The organism is Streptomyces sp. NPDC058664 (assembly GCF_042716635.1).
GTDB lineage: Bacteria > Actinomycetota > Actinomycetes > Streptomycetales > Streptomycetaceae > Streptomyces.
In genome coordinates, this window is sequence record NZ_JBHXRW010000003.1 from 37574 (window position 1) to 58393 (window position 20820).

Here is a 20820-nt window from a genome sequence, read left to right on the forward strand (position 1 = left end):
TTACCGTGTGCGAGACTGGTTCTCGCACATAGCAAGGCTCTGTGGAGCAGTTGGTTAGCTCGCCACCCTGTCAAGGTGGAGGTCGCGGGTTCAAGTCCCGTCAGAGTCGCTGAAGCTGGAAACAGCTTCGTGGCTGGGTAGCTCAGTTGGTACGAGCGATCGCCTGAAAAGCGATAGGTCGCCGGTTCGACCCCGGCCCCAGCCACAAAGAGAAGGCCCCGTTCGAAAGAACGGGGCCTTCTTCGTGTCCTGTGCCGCCTGACCGGGAGACCTTACGGGGAGGAGGCCGGCGCCCCCTCCCCGTACCGTCACACCTCCTCGCGCTCCCGCGTACGGCTCCCCCGTCCGCCCCGCACCGCGAGCACAAGCGCCACCACGGCCACCACCGCGGCGAGGAGCGCCCAGTCCGGGACCGCCCGGCCGAGCGAGGCCACCCGCTGCTCCACCGCGAACGAGTCGTCCACCGACAGCAGGCCCGGCAGCGCCGTCGTCCCGTCGAAGACCAGGAAGAGCGTGCCGAGGGCGACGAAGAACAGGCCCGAGAGCAGCGACGTCGAGTGGAGCGTCAGGCGGCCCAGCCGGAGCGGGCGGCCGCGCAGCCAGGACCGCCGGCCCAGGTCGTACCGCTCCCAGAGCAGCGCGAGGACGAACAGCGGGACCGCCATGCCGAGCGCGTAGGCGGCGAGGAGCAGCCCCCCGTACGCCGGGCTGCCGCTCACCGCCGCCACCGTCAGGACGCTGCCCAGGATCGGGCCCGCGCAGAAGCCCGCGAGGCCGTAGACCAGGCCGAGGGCGTAGACGGAGAGCGCCGACGTGGGCCGGATCCTCCCGCTCGCCTCCGCGATCCGGCGGGACGCGAAGCCCAGGCCGAGGACCTGGACGACGCCGAGCCCGATGATCAGCAAGCCGCCGGCGGTGACGAGGAGGTCCCGGTGGCCGTAGAGGAGACGGCCGGCGAAGGAGCCTGCCGCGCCGAGCGGGACGAGGGTCGTCGCCAGGCCCGCGTAGAGGATGCCGGTCCTGGCCACCAGCTTCGCGCGCGTGTCGATCGAGTACGCGAAGAAGGCGGGCAGGAGCAGGGCGCTGCACGGGCTGAGCAGGGCGAGCAGCCCGCCGAGGAAGGCGGCGAAGTAGCCGATGCCGGAGGTCACGGCCTGGCCTTCGCGGGAGCGCTCTTCGCCGCCTTCGCCGCCGCCTCGATGGCCTCCGTGAAGGTCTCCAGGGGCTGCGCGCCCGCGATCGGCCGGCCGTTGATCAGGAAGGACGGGGTGGAGGTGGCCCCGATGCCGTACCCCTGCGCCTGGTCCTTGCGGACGGCGTCACGGGCCTCCGCCCCGTCGGTGTCCTTCGCGAACCGGGCCGCGTCGGGGACGCCCGCCTCCTTCGCGAGGGCGGCGAGCCGGTCCTTCCCGAAGCCCTTCTCCTTGGCGCCCTCCGCGTAGGCGGCCCGGTGGAACTCCCAGAACCGGCCCTGCTGCCCGGCCGCCCAGGACGCGCGGGCGACGGCCTCCGACTCCTCGCCGAAGATCGGGAAGTTCCGCCACTCGATGCGCAGGGTGCCGTTGTCGACGTACTTCTTCACCAGGACCGGCTCGGTGTCCCGGGCGAACTTCCCGCAGTAGCCGCACTGGAAGTCGGCGTACTCGATGAGCACGACGGGCGCGTCGGCCCGGCCGAGGGCGAGCTTGTCGGAGGCGTCGCGGCGGGCGTACGCCTCCAGCTCGGGATAGACGCCGGCGGACGGGTCGGCGGACACCTCGGCGACGGACGAGGAGCCGGCGGCGCCGGGGGGCGAGGGCTTGGTGGCGGTGTACGAGACGACGCCGAGCAGAACGGCGGCGACGGCGACCCCGGAGACGATGAGGACCGGCTGGGACTTGGACATGCGGAAGCGCTCCTGAGGAGAAGAGGGGGAGGACGAGGGAGGACGGCCGCCCGTCTACACCCTCAGGACCGACAGCTCCACGGGAGACAGCTGTACGCGCGCGGGTGGCTCCCGCCCCGTCGACACGCCCCGGCCGCCCGGATCCGGCACGCGGCCCCCGCACGGCTCCCGGTCCGCGGCAAGGGCCGGCAGCAGCTCGGCGAAGCCGTGCGCGCGCGGTGGGACGACGGGCCCCGCGGCCCCCTCGTCGACGGGGTGGCCGGGGTCGCAGCCCGGCCCGGCCGCTCCCACGGCCACGGGGGCGACCGCCTGGGGCGTACCCGTCGTCACCCCGCAGACCAGGAGGCCCAGCACCAGACCCATCAGCGCGACGAACGCCGCCGGCGCGCGGGTGGTGCGGAACATGCGAAACCTCTCCGTCCGGGCGGCGTGCCCGAAATAGTACGCACCCGATCACCGGCCCCGGTGAGGCCGCTCGTAAATCGGTTCGCCGCTTCTCGGCCGCAGGTGCGATCCTGGATTCCGTATGTCTACTTCCTTCGCCGCCCTCCAGTCCGTCCTGGCCGAGGTCTCGCTGCGGGACTCCCACCGCCTCGGCCGCCGTCTCGAAGGCGCCCGCCGCATCCGCAAGCCCGAGGCCCGCGAGGCCGTCCTGGACGAGATCGCCGCAGAGGCGGCCAAGGCCAAGGAGCGCGTCGACGGGCGCGCCTCCCGCGTGCCCGCGGTCACCTATCCCGAGCAGCTGCCCGTCTCGCAGAAGAAGGACGAGATCCTGGAGGCGATACGCGACCACCAGGTCGTGATCGTCGCCGGTGAGACGGGCTCCGGAAAGACCACCCAGATCCCGAAGATCTGCCTGGAGCTGGGCCGGGGCGTCCGGGGCATGATCGGGCACACCCAGCCCCGCCGGATCGCCGCCCGCACGGTCGCCGAGCGGGTCGCCGAGGAGCTGCGGACGCCGCTGGGCGAGGCCGTCGGCTGGAAGGTCCGTTTCACCGACCAGGTGAACCCGGACGCGACCTTCGTGAAGCTGATGACGGACGGCATCCTGCTCGCCGAGATCCAGACGGACCGCGAGCTGCGCGCGTACGACACGATCATCATCGACGAGGCCCACGAGCGGTCCCTCAACATCGACTTCCTGCTCGGCTATCTGGCCCAGCTGCTGCCGAAGCGCCCCGACCTCAAGGTCGTGATCACCTCGGCGACGATCGACCCGGAGAGGTTCTCGAGACACTTCGGGGACGCGCCCATCGTCGAGGTCAGCGGTCGTACGTATCCGGTCGAGGTCCGCTACCGGCCGCTCCTCGAAGAGGACAGCGAGGAATCGGACCGCGACCAGATCACCGCGATCTGCGACGCCGTCGACGAGCTCCAGTCCGAGGGCCCCGGCGACGTCCTGGTCTTCCTCTCCGGTGAGCGCGAGATCCGGGACACCGCCGACGCGCTCCTCAAGCGGAACCTCCGCAACACCGAGGTCCTCCCCCTCTACGCCCGCCTGAGCCACGCCGAGCAGCACCGGGTCTTCCAGGCGCACTCGGGCCGCCGGATCGTGCTCGCCACGAACGTCGCCGAGACCTCCCTGACCGTCCCCGGCATCAAGTACGTGATCGATCCGGGCACCGCCCGCATCTCCCGCTACTCGCACCGCACGAAGGTGCAGCGGCTGCCGATCGAGCCGGTCAGCCAGGCCAGCGCCAACCAGCGCAAGGGCCGCTGCGGCCGTACCTCCGACGGCATCTGCGTCCGGCTGTACTCGGAGGACGACTTCCTCTCCCGGCCGGAGTTCACGGACGCCGAGATCCTCCGTACGAACCTGGCCTCCGTCATCCTCCAGATGACCGCGGCCGGTCTCGGCGACATCGAGAAGTTCCCCTTCATCGACCCGCCGGACCACCGCAACATCCGGGACGGCGTGCAGCTCCTCCAGGAGCTGGGCGCGATCGACCCGGCGGAGAAGGATCCGAAGAAGAGGCTCACCCAGCAGGGCCGGAAGCTCGCCCAGCTGCCCGTCGACCCCCGGCTCGCCCGGATGGTCCTGGAGGCCGACAAGAACGGCTGTGTCCGCGAGGTCATGGTCATCGCGGCGGCGCTCTCCATCCAGGACCCGCGCGAGCGGCCGGCGGAGAAGCAGGCGCAGGCCGACCAGCAGCACGCCCGCTTCAAGGACGAGACCAGCGACTTCCTGGCGTACCTGAACCTCTGGCGGTACGTCCGCGAGCAGCAGAAGGAGCGCGGCTCCAGCTCCTTCCGCCGGATGTGCAAGCAGGAGTACCTGAACTTCCTGCGCATCCGCGAGTGGCAGGACATCTACGCGCAGCTGCGGACGGTCGCCAAGCAGCTGGGGATCCACGTCAACGAGGAGGACGCGCCGGAGCAGTCCGTGCACGTCTCCCTCCTCGCCGGTCTGCTCTCGCACATCGGCATGAAGGACGTGAAGGAGGGCGCGAAGAACGACTACCTGGGCGCCCGCAGCGCCAAGTTCGCGATCTTCCCCGGTTCCGCGCTCTTCAAGAAGCCCCCGCGCTTCGTCATGTCCGCCGAGCTGGTGGAGACCTCGCGGCTCTGGGCCCGGGTCAACGCGCGCGTGGAGCCCGAGTGGATCGAGCCGCTCGCCCAGCACCTGGTGAAGAAGACGTACAGCGAGCCGCACTGGGAGAAGGACCAGGCGGCCGTGATGGCCTTCGAGAAGGTGACGCTGTACGGCGTGCCGATCATCGCCGACCGCAAGGTGAACTACGGCCGGATCGACCCGGAGGTCTCCCGCGACCTGTTCATCAGGAACGCGCTCGTCGAGGGCGACTGGCGCACCCACCACAAGTTCTTCGCGGACAACCGCAAGCTCCTCACCGAGGTCGAGGAGCTGGAGCACCGGGCCCGCCGCCGGGACATCCTCGTCGACGACGAGACGCTCTTCGACTTCTACGACAAGCGCGTCCCCGAACACGTCGTGTCGGGAGCCCACTTCGACTCCTGGTGGAAGCACAAGCGCCACGAGGAGCCGGAGTTCCTCGACTTCGAGCGCGAGATGCTCATCAACGAGAAGGCCGGGGCGGTCACCAAGGACGACTACCCGGACTCCTGGCGGCAGGGGCCGCTGAAGTTCCGGGTGACGTACCAGTTCGAGCCGGGCGCGGACGCGGACGGCGTGACCGTCCACATCCCGCTCCAGGTGCTCAACCAGGTGACGGACGAGGGCTTCGAGTGGCAGATCCCGGGTCTGCGCGCGGAGGTCGTGACCGAGCTGATCCGGTCGCTCCCGAAGCCGATCCGCCGCCACTACGTCCCCGCGCCGAACTTCGCGAGCCGCTTCCTGGACGCGGTCGTGCCCGTGCAGGAGCCGCTGGACGGGGCGCTCGCCCGCGAGCTCCAGCGGATGGTCGGCGTCCCGGTCACGGCCGAGGACTTCGACTGGGCGAAGGTCCCCGAGCACCTCAAGGTCACGTTCCGGATCGTCGACGAGCGGCGCCGGAAGATCGCCGAGGACAAGGACCTGGAGGCGCTGCGGCTCCGCCTGCGCCCCAAGGCCCGCCAGGCGCTCTCCAAGGCCGCCCAGGCGGCGACGGCGGGCCCGGACGGCTCCGGTCCCTCCCTGGAGCGCTCGGGGCTGAAGGACTGGACGATCGGGACGCTCACGAAGGTCTTCGAGACCAAGCGGGGCGGGCAGCCGGTCAAGGCGTACCCGGCGCTCGTGGACGAGGGCGACAGCGTGGCCGTACGGCTCTTCGACACGGAGGCCGAGCAGGCGCTCGCGATGTGGCGGGGCACCCGGAAGCTGATCATGCTGAACATCCCGGTGAACCCGGCGAAGTTCGCCTCGGACAAGCTGACGAACCAGCAGAAGCTGGCCCTGTCCTCGAACCCGCACGGCTCGATCCAGGCCCTCTTCGACGACTGCGCGACCGCCGCCGCCGACAAGCTGATCGCGGACCACGGCGGCCCGGCGTGGGACGAGGAGTCCTTCCGGAAGCTGTACGACAAGGTTCGCGCGGACCTCGTGGACACGACGGTGCGGACGGTGGGCCAGGTCCAGCAGATCCTGGCCGCCTGGCAGGCCTGCGAGCGCCGGCTGAAGTCGACGAGCAGCCTGGCGCTGATCGACAACCTGACCGACGTACGGGCGCAGCTCGCCTGGCTGATGCCGGCCGGTTTCGTCACCCGTACGGGGCTGAAGCGGCTGCCGGACCTGATGCGCTATCTGGTGGCGGTGGACCGGCGGCTCCAGCAGATGCCGACCGGGGTGCAGCGGGACACCACCCGGATGGAGAAGGTCCGGGAGATGCAGGACGAGTACGCCTGGCTCCTCGAACAGCTCCCGAAGGGCCGCCCGGTGCCGTCCGAGGTCACCGACATCCGCTGGATGATCGAGGAGCTGCGGGTGAGCTACTTCGCGCACGCGCTCGGCACGGCGTACCCGGTCTCGGACAAGCGGATCGTGAAGGCGATCGACGCGGCGGCGCCCTGACCGGCGGGCCTCGGTCCGCCCGTCCGCCGGTGAGTTCGACCGGACCGCTGACCTGCTGTACAGTCTTCCTCGCAGCCACTTACAAGCGGTTGCGAACAAGGTCCTGTGGAGCAGTTGGTTAGCTCGCCACCCTGTCAAGGTGGAGGTCGCGGGTTCAAGTCCCGTCAGGATCGCTTTCACGAAAGGCCCGCATCACGCGATGCGGGCCTTTCGTTGTGTTCCCGTGTCTTGACGGGGCCACGTGCGCGCCGGTACCCCGGACATCAGGGGATCGGGGCCCACACCGGAGGTGGTCGCGCATGGCCGCGGCGTCCGCAGCACGGCACGACACGCGCGCGCTGCTGCGCGCCCATCTGGCGGCCGCGTCCCGCTACGGGCACCTCACCCGCCACTGCGTGGTCTGCCACCGTCTCCTGCGGCTCGCCATGGAGTTCCCGGAGCCCGAGGAACCGGCGCCGGCGGACGAGGACGAAAGTCCCACCGACCCATGACCAACGGCGGGTTGGGAGCGCTCCGGGAAGTGGGAGGCTGTTCTTTGGCAAGACTTCGCCAGTGTGACGGGAGTCACTGAGGCAGTTTCAGAAACCACTTCACTTACACCCTTCCTACACCGGTTCGATTTAATATGTGCAATTGCACTACCCTCCCCATGGAGTGACGCCGGGCACAAAAAAGATCGCGCTGGACCCGGCGGAGTCCAGCGCGATCGTTGACGAAGGCCTGTTGGGGCAGGAATCCGTCGGCAGAGCTAGGGGTGGGCGACCGGATTGGGGGATCCGGACGGGCCCGGTGTTACGGGGTGAAGCGGGGTGTTTGCGCGACCTCAGGCCTCGCTGCGCTGCTGCGGAATGCCCGCCAGCAACGCGCGAACCTCAGCCTCGCGGTAGCGGCGGTGCCCACCCAGGGTTCGGATGGACGTGAGCTTCCCGGCCTTCGCCCAACGGGTCACCGTCTTCGGGTCCACACGGAACATCGTGGCAACCTCGGCAGGGGTCAGCAGCGGCTCGGCATCAGGGGTGCGAGCGGTCATGAGCGGCCTCCTCGGGAGAACCGAACCATCTCGGTTCTTTCCTCTAAATTCTGCACCTTGACCCGCGTTGCCCGAAATGGCAGAAGCGGGCCGAGTCGGTTATAGGACGAACGGCTTGTCCTCGGCACTACAACTACACCATCCGTCCAGCCACGTCGGCCAAACCGATGGAATTGCCCTCGCAGGTGTTCATCAGCGGCGGAAGTCGATGGACCATGCCATAACGGACAGTCACGCGACTGTGACGATCAGTCACAGAGCGATCAGGAGTCCTCAGACCCCCCATAGAGTGCAATGCTGAGCGTTCCGCCCATAGATGGACGGAAGGAACCCTCCCCGGACTCCTTGTCCTATTTTGGCACGAGGGTGGGCGATGGACGCAAGGGTGCGGTAAGTGCCGTCCGTCACGCTTGAGCCAAAGGCCCGGATCGGGACCAACGTCCCCGCCCGGCGGGTGCCGAAGGACCCGCGCACCCGAGTGCCGAGATCCGGGCGGGCGGGATTCGGACAACCCCGAAGATCATTTACACCGGCCGGACATGTCTTGTCGATACCGACCTGACGAAGATGCCCGACTGATGTCAATTCGCGAAGCGCAGCTCCCTGACCGTCCGCCAGCGCTCCGCGAGCCGCCCGTACGCCTCGCTCGCCCCCTCGCCGTCGCCGGCCCGCAGCGCCTCGATCCCCTCCGCCATCTGCGCCGCCGACCGGTCCTCCGCCAGCCACTCCTCGCCGACCGCGTGCACCAGACCGCCGAAGTCCAGCTCCACCAGGGCCCGCGGATGGAACTCCTCCAGCCAGCGCCCCACCTCGACCAGCCCTTCCGTCATGGGACCGTCGTCGATCGACTCCCGCAGCGCCCTGAGCGCCCGCGCGAGCCGCCGGCGCGCCTGCGCCATCGTCGTCCGGTAGCGCAGCACCGGCGCCCGGCCCGCCGCGCCCCCGGGCCTCCCCGGCTCGTACTGCCGGTCCTCGTCCCCGAAGAGCGCGAACCAGCGCAGCGGCACCTGCCAGACCGCCGTACGGATCCACGGCCGCGCGTCCGGGTTCCTGCTCAGCCACCGCTCGTAGTCGCCCGCCACCTGGGTCCGCACCACCGGCGGCAGCATCGCGTCGAGCACCGGCCCGGGGAACTGGCCGTCGAGCTCCTGGAGCGCCAGCCACCCCCGCAGCCGGGTCCGCCAAGGGCAGATCACCACCACCCCGTCCAGATGGGCGACGAAGGCCTCCCCGCTCTCGTGGACCGGCACCGGGACCGGCGGGGTCGGCAGCAGGTCCGCCAGCGAACGCCGCAGCTCCTCCTGCGCCCCCGGAGTGCGCGGCCTGCGCGCGTACCTGGCCCAGTGGGTCCGTTCCGGCTCGGGGAACGCGGCCAGCGGCTCGTACACCCGCAGATAGGACGCGTAGGGGATGAGGACCGAGGAGGCGACCGACATGTCGCGAATCCTTCCACGGAGGTACTCCGGGAGGGGGTGATCCTGAGCACTGAGGCCGATCTACGCCCAGGTAGGACTTACTCTCTTGCCGAACTGGTCCTCCCCCACCCGCAGGGAGGGCCGAAACCGCCGCTTCGTACTTGGGAGTCACCACCGTGACCGATGTGACCGGCGTTCCTGCTGACGTACTGCGCACCCTGTTCCACTCGGAGCAGGGTGGCCACGAGCAAGTCGTGCTCTGCCAGGACCGCGCCACCGGCCTCAAGGCCGTCATCGCCCTCCACTCCACCGCCCTCGGCCCCGCCCTCGGCGGCACCCGTTTCTACCCGTACGCCACCGAGGCCGAGGCGATCGCCGACGCGCTCAACCTGGCCCGCGGCATGTCGTACAAGAACGCCATGGCCGGTCTCGACCACGGCGGCGGCAAGGCCGTCATCATCGGCGACCCGGAGCAGATCAAGACGGAGGAGCTCCTCCTCGCCTACGGGCGCTTCGTCGCCTCCCTCGGCGGCCGGTACGTCACGGCCTGCGACGTCGGCACCTACGTCGCCGACATGGACGTCGTCGCCCGCGAGAACCGGTGGACCACCGGCCGCTCCCCCGAGAACGGCGGCGCCGGCGACTCCTCCGTCCTCACCGCCTTCGGCGTCTTCCAGGGCATGCGCGCCTCCGCGCAGACCCTCTGGGGCGACCCGACCCTGCGCGGCCGCAAGGTCGGCGTCGCGGGCGTCGGCAAGGTCGGCCACTACCTCGTCGAGCACCTCCTCCAGGACGGTGCCGAGGTCGTGATCACCGATGTGCGCGAGGAGTCGGTGCGCCGGATCACCGACAAGCACCCGCAGGTCACCGTGGTCGCCGACACCGAGGCGCTGATCCGCGTCGAGGGTCTCGACATCTACGCGCCCTGCGCGCTGGGCGGTGCCCTGAACGAGGAGACGGTGCCGTTCCTCACCGCGAGCATCGTCTGCGGCGCGGCCAACAACCAGCTCGCCCACCCGGGCATCGAGAAGGACCTCGCGGCGCGCGGGATCCTCTACGCGCCCGACTACGTGGTCAACGCCGGCGGCGTGATCCAGGTCGCCGACGAGCTGCACGGCTTCGACTTCGACCGCTGCAAGGCGAAGGCGACGAAGATCTTCGACACCACTCTCGAGATCTTCGCACGTGCGAAGGCCGACGGGATTCCGCCGGCCTCGGCGGCCGACCGGATCGCCGAGCAGCGGATGGCGGACGCGCGGCGCGGCTGAGCCGCACGGAGGGCCGGCCCGGCGCCGGGAGCCCGTCACGGGCACGCGGAGAGACTTCGCTCACGCCCGTCGGCGGGTCGGCCCTCCAGAAGAGGTTAAAATCGCGATTGACCAGCGAGGAAAGAGCTCCTCGAAGGTTCTGTACCGGGGTATGTGATGCGTGCGGCGTACCGTAGACCCGCGGAAACAGGTACCGTTGAAGCTCTACGGACCGGTCTCTCTTTCGAGAGTCCGTTCCGACTCATGAACGCGTGTCAAGACTCTGGGGCCATCGAGCCCCGTCACCGAGGGGGTCGAGCCATGGGGCGCGGCCGGGCAAAGGCCAAGCAGACCAAGGTCGCCCGCCAGCTGAAGTACAGCAGCGGCGGGACGGACCTGACGCGTCTGGCCAATGAGCTGGGCGCTTCGACTTCGAGTCAGCCGCCGAATGGCGAGCCGTTCGAGGACGACGACGAGGAAGACGACCCGTACGCCCAGTACGCGGATCTCTACAACACGGACGACGAGGACGAGGACGACGAATCCGGTCCCGCGTCGTCCCCGCGTCGCGCTTGACCTTCTTAATCGCATGACGGAAACCCGGCCGGGAGCACCTGGCCGGGTTTCTGTGCTGTCCGCGGGCAGGCACGCGCGGACGGACGGGGACACGCGGACGGGGCGCCCCTCAGGAGCGCCCCGCGGTACCGCCTCGTACTAGTTCGCGTAGTCGCCGACCAGCTCCGCGCCGGTGGTGTGCGCCCCGCGCTCGGTGATCTCGCCCGCGACCCAGGCCTCGACGCCCCGGTCCGCCAGGGTCGTCAGGGCCGCGTCCACGGACTCGCCCGGCACGACGGCCATCATGCCGACACCCATGTTCAGGGTCTTCTCCAGCTCCAGGCGCTCCACCTGGCCGGCCTTGCCGACCAGGTCGAAGATCGCGCCCGGCGCCCAGGTCGACCGGTCGACCGTGGCGTGCAGGCCGTCCGGGATCACCCGGGCCAGGTTGGCCGCGAGGCCGCCGCCCGTGATGTGGCTGAACGCGTGGACGTCCGTGGTCCTGGTCAGGGCCAGGCAGTCCAGCGAGTAGATCTTCGTGGGCTCCAGGAGCTCCTCGCCCAGGGTCCGGCCGAGCTCCTCGACCCGCTGGTCGAGGGTCATGCCGGCGCGGTCGAAGACCACGTGCCGGACGAGCGAGTACCCGTTGGAGTGAAGACCCGAGGAAGCCATGGCGATGACCGCGTCCCCCGTACGGATGCGATCGGCGCCGAGCAGCCGGTCGTGCTCCACGACACCCGTGCCGGCACCGGCGACGTCGAAGTCGTCCGGGCCGAGGAGGCCCGGGTGCTCCGCCGTCTCGCCGCCGACCAGGGCGCAGCCGGCGAGGACACAGCCCTCGGCGATGCCCTTGACGATGGCGGCGACCCGCTCCGGGTGGACCTTGCCGACACAGATGTAGTCGGTCATGAAGAGCGGCTCGGCGCCGCAGACCACGATGTCGTCCATGACCATCGCGACCAGGTCGTGGCCGATCGTGTCGTACACGCCCATCTGGCGGGCGATGTCGACCTTCGTACCGACGCCGTCGGTGGCGGAGGCGAGCAGCGGACGCTCGTAGCGCTTGAGGGCGGAGGCGTCGAAGAGGCCGGCGAAGCCCCCGAGGCCACCGAGGACCTCGGGGCGCCGCGTCTTCCTCACCCACTCCTTCATGAGCTCGACGGCGCGGTCACCCGCTTCGATGTCGACGCCCGCGGACGCGTAGCTGGCACCAGTGGTCTCAGGCATGGCTGGGAACTTTCGTGTCGTACTGCGGGGCGCAGCGGGTTCTCACGGACGACGGAGCGCGTCGGAAGCCGCGGTGGCGGCCGGGCCTGCGGCCAGCTCGGTCTCCAGGAGCTGCTTGCCGAGCAGCTCGGGGTCCGGCAGCTCCATCGGGTACTCGCCGTCGAAGCAGGCACGGCAGAGGTTCGGCTTCTGGATCGTCGTCGCCTCGATCATCCCGTCGATGGAGATGTACGAGAGCGAGTCCGCGCCCAGCGACTTGCCGATCTCCTCGATCGACATGCCGTTGGCGATCAGCTCCGCGCGGGTGGCGAAGTCGATGCCGAAGAAGCAGGGCCATTTCACCGGCGGGGAGGAGATCCGGATGTGGATCTCGGCCGCGCCCGCCTCACGGAGCATCTTGACCAGGGCGCGCTGGGTGTTGCCGCGGACGATCGAGTCGTCGACGACCACCAGGCGCTTGCCCTTGATGACGTCCTTGAGGGGGTTCAGCTTCAGCCGGATGCCGAGCTGGCGGATGGTCTGGGAGGGCTGGATGAAGGTGCGCCCGACGTAGGCGTTCTTCACCAGGCCCGCGCCGAAGGGGATGCCCGAGGCCTCGGCGTAGCCGATCGCGGCCGGGGTACCGGACTCCGGCGTCGCTATCACCAGGTCGGCCTCGACCGGCGCCTCCTTCGCGAGGCGGCGGCCCATCTCCACGCGGGAGAGGTACACGTTCCGGCCGGCGATGTCGGTGTCGGGGCGAGCCAGGTACACGTACTCGAAGACACAGCCCTTGGGCTTCGCTTCCGCGAATCGCGAGGTACGGATGCCGTTCTCGTCGATCGCGATCATCTCGCCGGGCTCGACCTCGCGGACGTAGCTGGCACCACAGATGTCGAGAGCGGCGGACTCCGACGCCACCACCCAGCCGCGCTCCAGACGACCGAGGACCAGCGGGCGGATGCCCTGCGGGTCACGGGCCGCGTAGAGCGTGTGCTCGTCCATGAAGACGAGGGAGAAGGCGCCCCGGACGTCGGGGAGGACCTTCGCGGCGGCCTGCTCGATGGTGAGCGGCTTGCCGTCCTCGTCGACCTGGGCCGCGAGAAGCGCGGTGAGCAGGTCGGTGTCGTTGGTGGCGGCCACCCTGGTCGAGCGGCCTTCCTTCTTGGGCAGGTCGGCGACCATCTCGGCGAGCTGCGCCGTGTTCACCAGGTTGCCGTTGTGGCCGAGCGCGATCGAGCCGTGGGCGGTTGCCCGGAACGTCGGCTGCGCGTTCTCCCACACGGACGCCCCGGTGGTCGAGTAGCGGGCGTGACCGACCGCGATATGACCTTGGAGGGAACCGAGAGAGGTCTCGTCGAAGACTTGGGACACGAGGCCCATGTCCTTGAAGACGAGGATCTGGGAGCCGTTGCTGACCGCGATACCCGCGGATTCCTGGCCCCGATGCTGGAGGGCGTAGAGCCCGAAGTACGTGAGCTTTGCGACCTCTTCACCCGGAGCCCAGACACCGAAGACGCCACAAGCGTCCTGGGGGCCCTTCTCGCCGGGAAGCAGGTCGTGATTGAGTCGACCGTCACCACGTGGCACGTTTCCGAGTGTAGACGGGCTCGACCACTGGTCCGAATTGGCGAAATCCGGCGGCTCGCCACTCGTGTGATCGCATGAATTGATCATCTCCGGCTTGGAGGGGCCTACGAGCCAGGCGGGGTAAGGGATCCCGGTCCCGGGGCTCCGGCGAGCGGACGCTCGTACCAGCCCGCGAAGACCCCCGCGATGTGACGGAGTTCGCAATCCCGGAGCATTCCAAGGGCGTTCCGGGGGCGTTCCGGGGCTCCGAAACACCGCCGCAACACCGCCGCCACACCCGGTCCCGGGGTACGAGACGGCCGTTGACAGGTACGCGGACGCTGGACGAAGCTCCAACCCCATGGAGCCCCTGCGTGACCGGTCGGTCACCCTCGTCCAGCGCCGACACGTGGACCTCGTCCGTGTCACGAGCGCCGGCTGTCGCCGCGCCTGACCGGCTTCCCGGTCCTCCTCTCTTCCCCCTCCCCTCTGCCTTTTCTCTGCCTTTTCTCTGCCTTTCCTCTGCCTTCGCTCAGGCCTTCGCTCTGGCTTTCGCTCTGGCCTTTTCCTCCGCCCGCCCGGTGCCGCCGGGCCCGGAGACGTACCCGTACGCCCGTCTGGAGATCCCGTATGTCCACGCCCCTGTCCCGCCGTGCCTTCGGCGGTGCCGCCGCCGGAGCCGCGGCCGCCGCCGCCATCGGCACCACCGCCGCCCCGGCCCTGGCCACCGCGCCCGAGGAGCGCGACTTCCGCGCCGCGAACCCCCGCCGCCACTCCCCGCGGCCCAACATCCTCTTCATCCTCGGCGACGACCTCGGCTGGGCGGACCTCTCCTCGTACGGCTCCCCGCACATCCGCACCCCGAACCTCGACCGGCTCGCCCGCCAGGGCGTCCGCTTCACCGACGCCTACTCCGGCTCCGCGACCTGCTCCCCGACCCGCTTCAGCCTCTACACCGGCCGCTACCCGGGCCGTACCGAGGGCGGGCTCGCCGAGCCCATCGCCGACCGCTCCGTCGGCCTCGAGCCCACCCACCCCACTCTCGCCTCCCTGCTCCGCGACTCCGGGTACGCGACCGCCCTCATCGGCAAGTGGCACTGCGGCTATCTCCCCGACTACTCCCCCACCCGGTCCGGCTGGGACGAGTTCTTCGGCAACTTCGGCGGCGCCCTGGAGTACTACTCCAAGCTCGGCCTCGGCGGCGAGTACGACCTCTACGAGGGCGACGCCCAGTACAAGGACCTGCGCTACTACACCCGCATCCTCACCGAGCGGGCGAGCGAGTACGTCGGCCGCGACCACGACCGGCCCTGGCTCCTCAACCTGAACTTCACCACCCCGCACTGGCCGTGGGTCGCCGACGGCGACACGGAGACGAGCGACGAGATCACCCGCCGCATCAAGGCCGGCGACGGCCGCGCCCTGTGGCACCAGGACGGTGGTTCGATCGAGAAGTACGGACAGATGGTCGAGGACCTCGACCGGTCGATCGGCAAGGTCCTGGACGCACTGCGCCGCTCCGGCCAGGAGCGCGACACCCTCGTCTTCTTCGCCAGCGACAACGGCGGCGAACGCTTCTCCTACAACTGGCCGCTCGCCGGCAACAAGGGCTCCCTCCAGGAGGGCGGCATCCGCGTCCCGTCGATCCTGCGCTGGCCGGCCCGGATCGACGGCGGCCAGGTCAGCCGGCTCCCCGTCTTCACCCCCGACTGGACCGCCACCCTCCTCGAACTGGCCGGCGCCCGGCCCGACCCGGCCCACCCGCTCGACGGCACGAGCCTCGCCCGGCACCTCCTGCGCGGCGACGAGGTCCCCGAGCGGGACCTGTTCTGGCGGGTGCGCGGCGAACGGGCCCTGCGCCGGGGCGACTGGAAGTACTACCGCGGGAAGACCGGCCGCGACCAGCTCTTCCACCTCGGCCGGGACGCCCGCGAGCAAGCGGACCTGGCGGCCGTCGAGCCCGGTCTCACCGCCTCGCTGCGGACGGCCTGGGAGCGGATCGACGCGGGGCTCCTGCGCTACTGAGCCCCGCCGATCGTCACTTGTCGGCGGCGACCGCGGTGAAGCCCTCGCCCGAGGCGTCGGTGAGGGTCAGGGTCCGGTGGTCGAGCCGGTACGAGAGGGGGCCGTCGAGGAGCTCGTACAGCTTCGTCTCCAGCGTCATCTGCGGACTCGCGCACATCATGCGGGTGGTGGCCGCCGGTCCCTCGACGGTGAGCGTCTTCTCCGTCACCGCGGCGGTCGCGGAGAAGTTGTTGCAGCCGAGGTTGCCGGTGACCCGTCCGTCCTTGCCGACGACGATCCGCGCCTTGCCCTCGCTGCCGGCGGGCGGGGAGGCCACGGTGTCCCCGGAGACGAGCCCGTCGATCTTCCACGTGGTGCCGCGCAGCAGGGCGGCCGGCTCGGCGGTCAGTTCCAGACCGTTCCGGCCGTCCGGGGAGGTCAGGGTGAGGGACTCGCCCTTCAGCCTTCCCTTCAGCGGGCCGGAGAAGGCCTTGAGCAGGTCCGACTCGAAGCGCTGTCGGTCGCCGGGACAGCCGATCTCGGTGATCCCCTGCCCGGAGACCGTGAGGGTGTCCCCGTTCACGGCGACGGCGGCATCGAAGGAGTTGCATCCGCTGTTCCCCCGGGCGCGGCCGTTCTCCGCGAAGTCGACACGCGCGCCGTCCGGGGCCGTGGACCTGCGCCCGTCCAGCGTCACGGCGCCGATAGTCCAGTGGGTACCGGCGACGGGCAGGTCGGGGGAGACGGTGTCCGCCCCGGAAACGGTGCCTCCTTCCGAACCGCAGGCGGTCAGGAGGAGGACGAGGGCGGCGGCTGCGAGGGGGGTGCGCGGCGTCTTCATGCCGATGGGACGGACGCGCGTGCGGGTCGGTTCCCTCGCCCCGTCGGAGTCGGCGGCCCGTCGAGGTCAGCCCATGAGGGGCAGGAACTCCGCCAGGTCCGCGCGTTCGCCGCTCGCGCTGACCCTGGCACCGTCCAGCTCCGTGGCCCACTCCGCCCGCCCGGTCGCCAGCCTGATCCACGTCAGGGGGTCCGTCTCGACCACGTTCGGCGGGGTGCCCCGGGTGTGCCGGGGACCCTCCACGCACTGCACCACGGCGTACGGCGGGACGCGGACCTCGACCGCGCCACCCGGGACCTTCGAGGCGAGCGCGTCGGTGAGCAGCCGCGTGCAGGCCGCGAGGGCCTGCCGGTCGTACGGGATGCCGACCCCGGTCGCCGCGTTCAGGTCGTCGGTGTGGACGACGAGTTCGACGGTCCGGGTGACGAGGAAGTCGGCGAGCGTCATCGCGCCGAAGCTCACCGGCAGGAGCCGCTCGTCGGCGACGTCCGCCAGCGCCCGCTCGTAATCGTCCGCCACGCGCGCGTACAGACCCGGCAGGTCCGAGGCGTCGATGCCCCGGGTGTGCGTGTCGATCCGCTCGGCCGCGTCGGCCGTGACGAACGGCCAGTCGAGCAGCGCCAGCCGGTCCTTCCCGTGCTCCGGCACGGCCAGGAGCTGCGGCACGGAGTCGACCATCCACGCGAGGTGCGCCGCCAGGTCCCGTACCGTCCACTCCCCCAGCCTGGTCGGCCCGTCGAGCTGATCGGGCGTGAACGCCTCGACCGCCTCCCGTACGTGCCCGAACTGGGCGCGCACGGCGGACCGGATCTTGGCGGAGTCATAACTGCGGGTGCGCTTCTTGGCCGGTGGCATGGGGGCGAGGGTAGTCGGAGACTGAAGAGGGAGGTCTTCCCGCACACACCTACGCGTAGGAGAGGGGTCGATCGGCGATGGCTGAACACCCTGACGCCGCTTTGGTCCGCCGCGGCTACGAAGCGTTCTCCGCGGGCGACATGGAGACCGTGCGGTCGCTGATGACCTCGGACTGCACCCACCACTCACCGGGCAGCAGCCGGATGTCCGGCCACTTCAAGGGCGCGGACAACGTCCTCGCCCACTTCGGGCAGCTCATGGAGCTCACCGACGGCACGTTCAAGGTCGAGCTGAAGGGTGTCTACCCGGACGGCCGGGGCCATGTCATGGCAGTGCACAAGTGGCACGGCGACCGCGGCGACCGCGGCATCGAGATGGAAGGCGGGCTCTTCTTCACCATCGTCGGCGGCAAGATGACCGACGTGGACGAGTGCGTGGCGGACATCGAGGAATCCGACGCCTTCTGGGGACCGGCCGACCGAACGTGACACGGATGCGGGACGGCCCCCGGTCCCATTGCCAGGACCGGGGGCCGTTTCACGTGAAACGTCAGAACGTCAGGCCAGCAGGCCCGGGATCGTCGCCTCGTGCGCCTCGCGCAGCTCCGTCAGGGAGAGCGCGAACTCGCCCTGGACGTCGACGGCGTCACCGTCGACGACACCGATACGGGCCGCGGGCAGACCGCGCGCACCGCACATGTCGGTGAAGCGGAGCTCCTCGCTGCGCGGGACGGCGACGACCGCACGGCCGGCCGACTCGCTGAAGAGGAACGTGAACGCGTCCAGGCCCTCGGGGACGACCAGGCGCGCGCCGTTCCCGCCGCGCAGGCAGGACTCGACGACCGCCTGGACGAGACCGCCGTCGGACAGGTCGTGCGCCGCGTCGATCATGCCGTCACGGGAGGCCGAGATCAGGATGTCGCCGAGCAGCTTCTCCCGATCGAGGTCCACGGCCGGCGGCATGCCGCCGAGGTGCTGGTGGATCACCTCGGACCAGGCCGAGCCGCCGAACTCCTCACGCGTGTCGCCGAGCAGGTAGAGGAGCTGGCCCTCTTCCGCGAAGGCGATCGGCGTACGGCGGTTCACGTCGTCGATCACACCGAGCACGGCCACGACCGGCGTCGGGTGGATCGCGACCTCACCGGTCTGGTTGTACAGCGACACGTTGCCGCCGGTCACCGGCGTGCCCAGCTGGAGGCAGCCGTCCGCGAGACCACGGGTGGCCTCGGCGAACTGCCACATCACGGCCGGGTCCTCGGGCGAACCGAAGTTCAGGCAGTCCGAGATGGCGAGCGGCTTGGCACCCGAGGCGGCGACGTTGCGGTACGCCTCCGCCAGGGCGAGCTGCGCACCCGTGTACGGGTCGAGCTTCGCGTACCGGCCGTTGCCGTCGGTCGCCATGGCCACGCCGAGGTTGGTCTCCTCGTCGATGCGGACCATGCCCGCGTCCTCGGGCTGCGCCAGGACCGTGTTGCCCTGCACGAACCGGTCGTACTGGTCCGTGATCCAGGACTTCGAGGCCTGGTTCGGGGAGGAGACCAGCTTGAGGACCTGGTCCTTCAGCTCGGCGCCGTTCTGCGGCCGGGGCAGCTTGCCGGCGTCGTCGGCCTGGAGGGCGTCCTGCCAGTCCGGGCGCGCGAACGGCCGGTGGTAGGTCGGGCCCTCATGGGCGACGGAGCGCGGCGGCACGTCGACGATCTGCTCGCCGTGCCAGAAGATCTCCAGGCGCTCGCCCTCGGTCACCTCACCGATGACGGTGGCGATGACGTCCCACTTCTCGCAGATCTCCAGGAACCGCTCGACGTGCACGGGCTCGACGATCGCGCACATGCGCTCCTGCGACTCGCTCATGAGGATCTCCTCGGGCGAGAGGGTCGCGTCGCGCAGGTGCACCCGGTCGAGGTCGACCCGCATGCCGCCGGAACCGGCGCTCGCGAGTTCACTCGTCGCGCAGGAGAGTCCGGCGCCACCCAGGTCCTGGATGCCCGCGACCAGCTTCTCCTTGAAGATCTCCAGGGTGCACTCGATGAGGAGCTTCTCCTGGAAGGGGTCGCCGACCTGGACGGCGGGGCGCTTGGTGGGCTTCGTGTCGTCGAAGGTCTCGGAGGCGAGGACCGAGACGCCGCCGATGCCGTCGCCACCCGTGCGGGCGCCGTACAGGATGACCTTGTTGCCGGGGCCGGAGGCCTTGGCGAGGTGGATGTCCTCGTGCTTCATCACGCCGATGCAGCCGGCGTTGACCAGCGGGTTGCCCTGGTAGCAGGAGTCGAAGACGACCTCGCCGCCGATGTTCGGCAGGCCCAGGCAGTTGCCGTAGCCGCCGATGCCGGCGACGACACCGGGCAGCACGCGCTTGGTGTCGGGGTGGTCTGCCGCGCCGAAACGCAGCGGGTCGACGACCGCGACCGGACGGGCGCCCATGGCGAGGATGTCGCGGACGATGCCGCCGACGCCGGTGGCCGCGCCCTGGTAGGGCTCGATGTACGAGGGGTGGTTGTGCGACTCGACCTTGAAGGTGACCGCGTACCCCTGGCCCACGTCGACGACGCCGGCGTTCTCGCCGATGCCGACGAGCATGGCGTCGTTCTCCGGGACCTTCTCGCCGAACTGCTTCAGGTGGACCTTGCTGCTCTTGTAGGAGCAGTGCTCGGACCACATGACGGAGTACATGGCGAGCTCGGCGCCGGTGGGACGGCGGCCGAGGATCTCGCGGATGCGCGCGTACTCGTCCTCCTTGAGGCCGAGCTCCTTCCAGGGCTGCTCGCTGTCCGGCGTCTCGCTCGCGTGCTTGACGGTGTCGAGGCTCATCAGGCGTTGACCAGCTTCTTGAGGATCGAGGTGAAGAAACCGAGGCCGTCCGTCTTGCCGGTGCCGACCAGCGGCTCGACGGCGTGCTCGGGGTGCGGCATGAGGCCGACCACGTTGCCGGCGGCGTTGGTGATGCCCGCGATGTCGCGCAGCGAGCCGTTGGGGTTCACGTCCAGGTAGCGGAAGGCGACCCGCCCCTCGGCCTCCAGCTCGTCGAGCACACGCTCGTCGGCGACGTACCGGCCGTCCATGTTCTTGAGCGGGACCTCGATCTCCTGGCCCTCGGTGTAGTCCGAGGTCCAGGCGGTTCCCGCGTTCTCCACCCGCAGCTTCTGGTCGCGGCAGATGAAGTGCAGGTGGTTGTTGCGCAGCATCGCTCCCGGCAGCAGATGGGCCTCGGTGAGGATCTGGAAGCCGTTGCAGATACCGAGGACGGGCATGCCCGCCTTCGCCTGCTCGATGATCGTCTCCATCACCGGCGAGAAGCGGGAGATGGCTCCGGCCCGCAGGTAGTCGCCGTAGGAGAAGCCGCCGGCCAGGACCACGGCGTCGACCTGCTTGAGGTCCTTGTCGCGGTGCCACAGCGAGACGGGCTCGGCGCCCGCGAGGCGGGCGGCACGCAGCGCGTCCTGGTCGTCGAGCGTTCCGGGGAAGGTGACGACGCCGATGCGTGCGGTCACGATTCCACCTTCACGACGAAGTCTTCGATCACGGTGTTGGCAAGGAAGGTTTCGGCCATCTCATGGATGCGGGCGAGGGCGGCGTCGTCGACCGGTCCCTCCACCTCCAACTCGAAGCGCTTCCCCTGGCGGACGTCGGCGATTCCGGCGAATCCCAGGCGGGGCAGTGCACGCTGCACCGCCTGCCCCTGAGGGTCGAGGATCTCCGGCTTGAGCATGACGTCGACTACGACGCGTGCCACTGGCACTCCCGGTGGTGTG

General features: G+C 70.1%; 19 protein-coding genes and 3 tRNA genes. 10 read left to right on the top strand and 12 right to left on the bottom strand.

The features are described 5' to 3' along the window. Nucleotides 1–35 precede the first annotated feature (35 nt). Nucleotides 36–109 (top strand) — tRNA-Asp (locus ACFWUY_RS03275). Between the two features lie 22 nt (nt 110–131). After that, nucleotides 132–205 (top strand) — tRNA-Phe (locus ACFWUY_RS03280). A 103-nt stretch (nt 206–308) separates the two neighbouring features. Here the strand turns inward: ACFWUY_RS03280 and ACFWUY_RS03285 are convergent. Genes ACFWUY_RS03285 through ACFWUY_RS03295 form a run of 3 tightly spaced genes read right to left on the bottom strand, consistent with a single transcriptional unit; the run spans nt 309 to nt 2290 of the window. Beyond that, nucleotides 309–1151: a cytochrome c biogenesis CcdA family protein gene (locus ACFWUY_RS03285; RefSeq protein ID WP_384101463.1), complete on the bottom strand. Its 843-nt coding sequence runs from the start codon at nt 1149–1151 to the stop codon at nt 309–311. Further along, complete coding sequence (locus ACFWUY_RS03290) at nt 1148–1885, bottom strand: DsbA family protein (protein WP_384101465.1); 738 nt, start codon at nt 1883–1885, stop codon at nt 1148–1150. The genes ACFWUY_RS03285 and ACFWUY_RS03290 overlap by 4 nt, the downstream gene beginning before the upstream one ends. A 54-nt stretch (nt 1886–1939) precedes the next feature. Further along, nucleotides 1940–2290 carry a hypothetical protein gene (locus ACFWUY_RS03295; protein ID WP_384101466.1) on the bottom strand — a complete coding sequence of 117 codons (351 nt, stop codon included), beginning with the start codon at nt 2288–2290 and terminating at the stop codon, nt 1940–1942. 121 nt (nt 2291–2411) lie between these two features. Between ACFWUY_RS03295 and hrpA the strand changes: the two genes are divergently transcribed. From hrpA to ACFWUY_RS03310, 3 genes are all read left to right on the top strand, one after another. Then, nucleotides 2412–6350: an ATP-dependent RNA helicase HrpA gene (hrpA, locus tag ACFWUY_RS03300; protein ID WP_384101468.1), complete on the top strand. Its 3939-nt coding sequence runs from the start codon at nt 2412–2414 to the stop codon at nt 6348–6350. 99 nt (nt 6351–6449) lie between these two features. Next, nucleotides 6450–6523, top strand: a tRNA-Asp gene (locus tag ACFWUY_RS03305). A 126-nt stretch (nt 6524–6649) separates the two neighbouring features. Then, nucleotides 6650–6841, top strand: a complete 192-nt coding sequence (locus ACFWUY_RS03310; RefSeq protein ID WP_384101470.1) for a DUF6274 family protein — start codon at nt 6650–6652, stop codon at nt 6839–6841. Nucleotides 6842–7173: 332 nt separating this feature from the next. Here the strand turns inward: ACFWUY_RS03310 and bldC are convergent, their stop codons facing one another. Both bldC and ACFWUY_RS03320 read right to left on the bottom strand, forming a co-directional pair. Next, nucleotides 7174–7380: a developmental transcriptional regulator BldC gene (gene bldC, locus ACFWUY_RS03315; protein ID WP_003949541.1), complete on the bottom strand. Its 207-nt coding sequence runs from the start codon at nt 7378–7380 to the stop codon at nt 7174–7176. A gap of 581 nt (nt 7381–7961) precedes the next feature. Further along, a complete protein-coding gene (locus ACFWUY_RS03320; RefSeq protein WP_384101472.1) occupies nt 7962–8816 on the bottom strand; it encodes a hypothetical protein in 855 nt (284 codons plus the stop codon). 155 nt (nt 8817–8971) lie between these two features. Between ACFWUY_RS03320 and ACFWUY_RS03325 the strand changes: the two genes are divergently transcribed. Next, nucleotides 8972–10063, top strand: a complete 1092-nt coding sequence (locus ACFWUY_RS03325; protein WP_384101474.1) for a Leu/Phe/Val dehydrogenase — start codon at nt 8972–8974, stop codon at nt 10061–10063. Nucleotides 10064–10363: 300 nt separating this feature from the next. Then, nucleotides 10364–10618, top strand: a complete 255-nt coding sequence (locus ACFWUY_RS03330) for a DUF3073 domain-containing protein (protein WP_030221379.1) — start codon at nt 10364–10366, stop codon at nt 10616–10618. Between the two features lie 138 nt (nt 10619–10756). Here ACFWUY_RS03330 and purM read toward each other — a convergent pair whose 3' ends face one another. Both purM and purF read right to left on the bottom strand, forming a co-directional pair. Then, nucleotides 10757–11824, bottom strand: a complete 1068-nt coding sequence (gene purM / locus ACFWUY_RS03335) for a phosphoribosylformylglycinamidine cyclo-ligase (RefSeq protein WP_384101476.1) — start codon at nt 11822–11824, stop codon at nt 10757–10759. Nucleotides 11825–11866: 42 nt separating this feature from the next. Beyond that, nucleotides 11867–13393, bottom strand: coding sequence for an amidophosphoribosyltransferase (gene purF / locus ACFWUY_RS03340; RefSeq protein WP_384101478.1), 1527 nt, complete (start codon nt 13391–13393; stop codon nt 11867–11869). A gap of 340 nt (nt 13394–13733) precedes the next feature. Between purF and ACFWUY_RS03345 the strand changes: the two genes are divergently transcribed. Both ACFWUY_RS03345 and ACFWUY_RS03350 read left to right on the top strand, forming a co-directional pair. After that, nucleotides 13734–13826 carry a putative leader peptide gene (locus ACFWUY_RS03345; RefSeq protein ID WP_384101480.1) on the top strand — a complete coding sequence of 31 codons (93 nt, stop codon included), beginning with the start codon at nt 13734–13736 and terminating at the stop codon, nt 13824–13826. A 176-nt stretch (nt 13827–14002) separates the two neighbouring features. Then, a complete protein-coding gene (locus tag ACFWUY_RS03350) occupies nt 14003–15397 on the top strand; it encodes a sulfatase-like hydrolase/transferase (protein WP_384101482.1) in 1395 nt (464 codons plus the stop codon). A gap of 13 nt (nt 15398–15410) precedes the next feature. Here ACFWUY_RS03350 and ACFWUY_RS03355 read toward each other — a convergent pair whose 3' ends face one another. After that, complete coding sequence (locus ACFWUY_RS03355) at nt 15411–16217, bottom strand: META domain-containing protein (protein WP_384101484.1); 807 nt, start codon at nt 16215–16217, stop codon at nt 15411–15413. 66 nt (nt 16218–16283) lie between these two features. Beyond that, entirely contained in the window at nt 16284–17072 is a 789-nt protein-coding gene (locus ACFWUY_RS03360; RefSeq protein ID WP_384101486.1) for a sterol carrier family protein, read from the bottom strand. Nucleotides 17073–17149: 77 nt separating this feature from the next. Here ACFWUY_RS03360 and ACFWUY_RS03365 point away from each other — a divergent pair, with 77 nt between their 5' ends. After that, on the top strand, nt 17150–17560 hold the full coding sequence (locus ACFWUY_RS03365; RefSeq protein ID WP_384101488.1) for a nuclear transport factor 2 family protein: 411 nt from the start codon (nt 17150–17152) through the stop codon (nt 17558–17560). 69 nt (nt 17561–17629) lie between these two features. Here ACFWUY_RS03365 and purL read toward each other — a convergent pair whose 3' ends face one another. The 3 genes from purL to purS are packed head-to-tail and all read right to left on the bottom strand — an operon-like array spanning nt 17630 to nt 20801. Next, entirely contained in the window at nt 17630–19879 is a 2250-nt protein-coding gene (gene purL / locus ACFWUY_RS03370; protein ID WP_384101490.1) for a phosphoribosylformylglycinamidine synthase subunit PurL, read from the bottom strand. Beyond that, a complete protein-coding gene (purQ, locus tag ACFWUY_RS03375; protein ID WP_327163303.1) occupies nt 19879–20559 on the bottom strand; it encodes a phosphoribosylformylglycinamidine synthase subunit PurQ in 681 nt (226 codons plus the stop codon). The genes purL and purQ overlap by 1 nt, the downstream gene beginning before the upstream one ends. Then, nucleotides 20556–20801, bottom strand: a complete 246-nt coding sequence (gene purS, locus ACFWUY_RS03380) for a phosphoribosylformylglycinamidine synthase subunit PurS (protein WP_015035032.1) — start codon at nt 20799–20801, stop codon at nt 20556–20558. Before purS ends, purQ begins: the two co-directional genes overlap by 4 nt. Nucleotides 20802–20820 lie beyond the last annotated feature (19 nt).

Excerpts from the sequence above, each read along its gene's own strand:
- ACFWUY_RS03290 (WP_384101465.1), bottom strand. The coding sequence starts at position 1,885 with ATGTCCAAGTCCCAGCCGGTCCTCATCGTCTCCGGGGTCGCCGTCGCC.
- ACFWUY_RS03295 (WP_384101466.1), bottom strand. The coding sequence starts at position 2,290 with ATGTTCCGCACCACCCGCGCGCCGGCGGCGTTCGTCGCGCTGATGGGT.
- hrpA (WP_384101468.1), top strand. The coding sequence starts at position 2,412 with ATGTCTACTTCCTTCGCCGCCCTCCAGTCCGTCCTGGCCGAGGTCTCG.
- ACFWUY_RS03310 (WP_384101470.1), top strand. The coding sequence starts at position 6,650 with ATGGCCGCGGCGTCCGCAGCACGGCACGACACGCGCGCGCTGCTGCGC.
- bldC (WP_003949541.1), bottom strand. The coding sequence starts at position 7,380 with ATGACCGCTCGCACCCCTGATGCCGAGCCGCTGCTGACCCCTGCCGAG.
- ACFWUY_RS03320 (WP_384101472.1), bottom strand. The coding sequence starts at position 8,816 with ATGTCGGTCGCCTCCTCGGTCCTCATCCCCTACGCGTCCTATCTGCGG.
- ACFWUY_RS03330 (WP_030221379.1), top strand. The coding sequence starts at position 10,364 with ATGGGGCGCGGCCGGGCAAAGGCCAAGCAGACCAAGGTCGCCCGCCAG.
- purM (WP_384101476.1), bottom strand. The coding sequence starts at position 11,824 with ATGCCTGAGACCACTGGTGCCAGCTACGCGTCCGCGGGCGTCGACATC.
- ACFWUY_RS03345 (WP_384101480.1), top strand. The coding sequence starts at position 13,734 with ATGGAGCCCCTGCGTGACCGGTCGGTCACCCTCGTCCAGCGCCGACAC.
- ACFWUY_RS03350 (WP_384101482.1), top strand. The coding sequence starts at position 14,003 with ATGTCCACGCCCCTGTCCCGCCGTGCCTTCGGCGGTGCCGCCGCCGGA.
- ACFWUY_RS03355 (WP_384101484.1), bottom strand. The coding sequence starts at position 16,217 with ATGAAGACGCCGCGCACCCCCCTCGCAGCCGCCGCCCTCGTCCTCCTC.
- ACFWUY_RS03360 (WP_384101486.1), bottom strand. The coding sequence starts at position 17,072 with ATGCCACCGGCCAAGAAGCGCACCCGCAGTTATGACTCCGCCAAGATC.
- ACFWUY_RS03365 (WP_384101488.1), top strand. The coding sequence starts at position 17,150 with ATGGCTGAACACCCTGACGCCGCTTTGGTCCGCCGCGGCTACGAAGCG.
- purL (WP_384101490.1), bottom strand. The coding sequence starts at position 19,879 with ATGAGCCTCGACACCGTCAAGCACGCGAGCGAGACGCCGGACAGCGAG.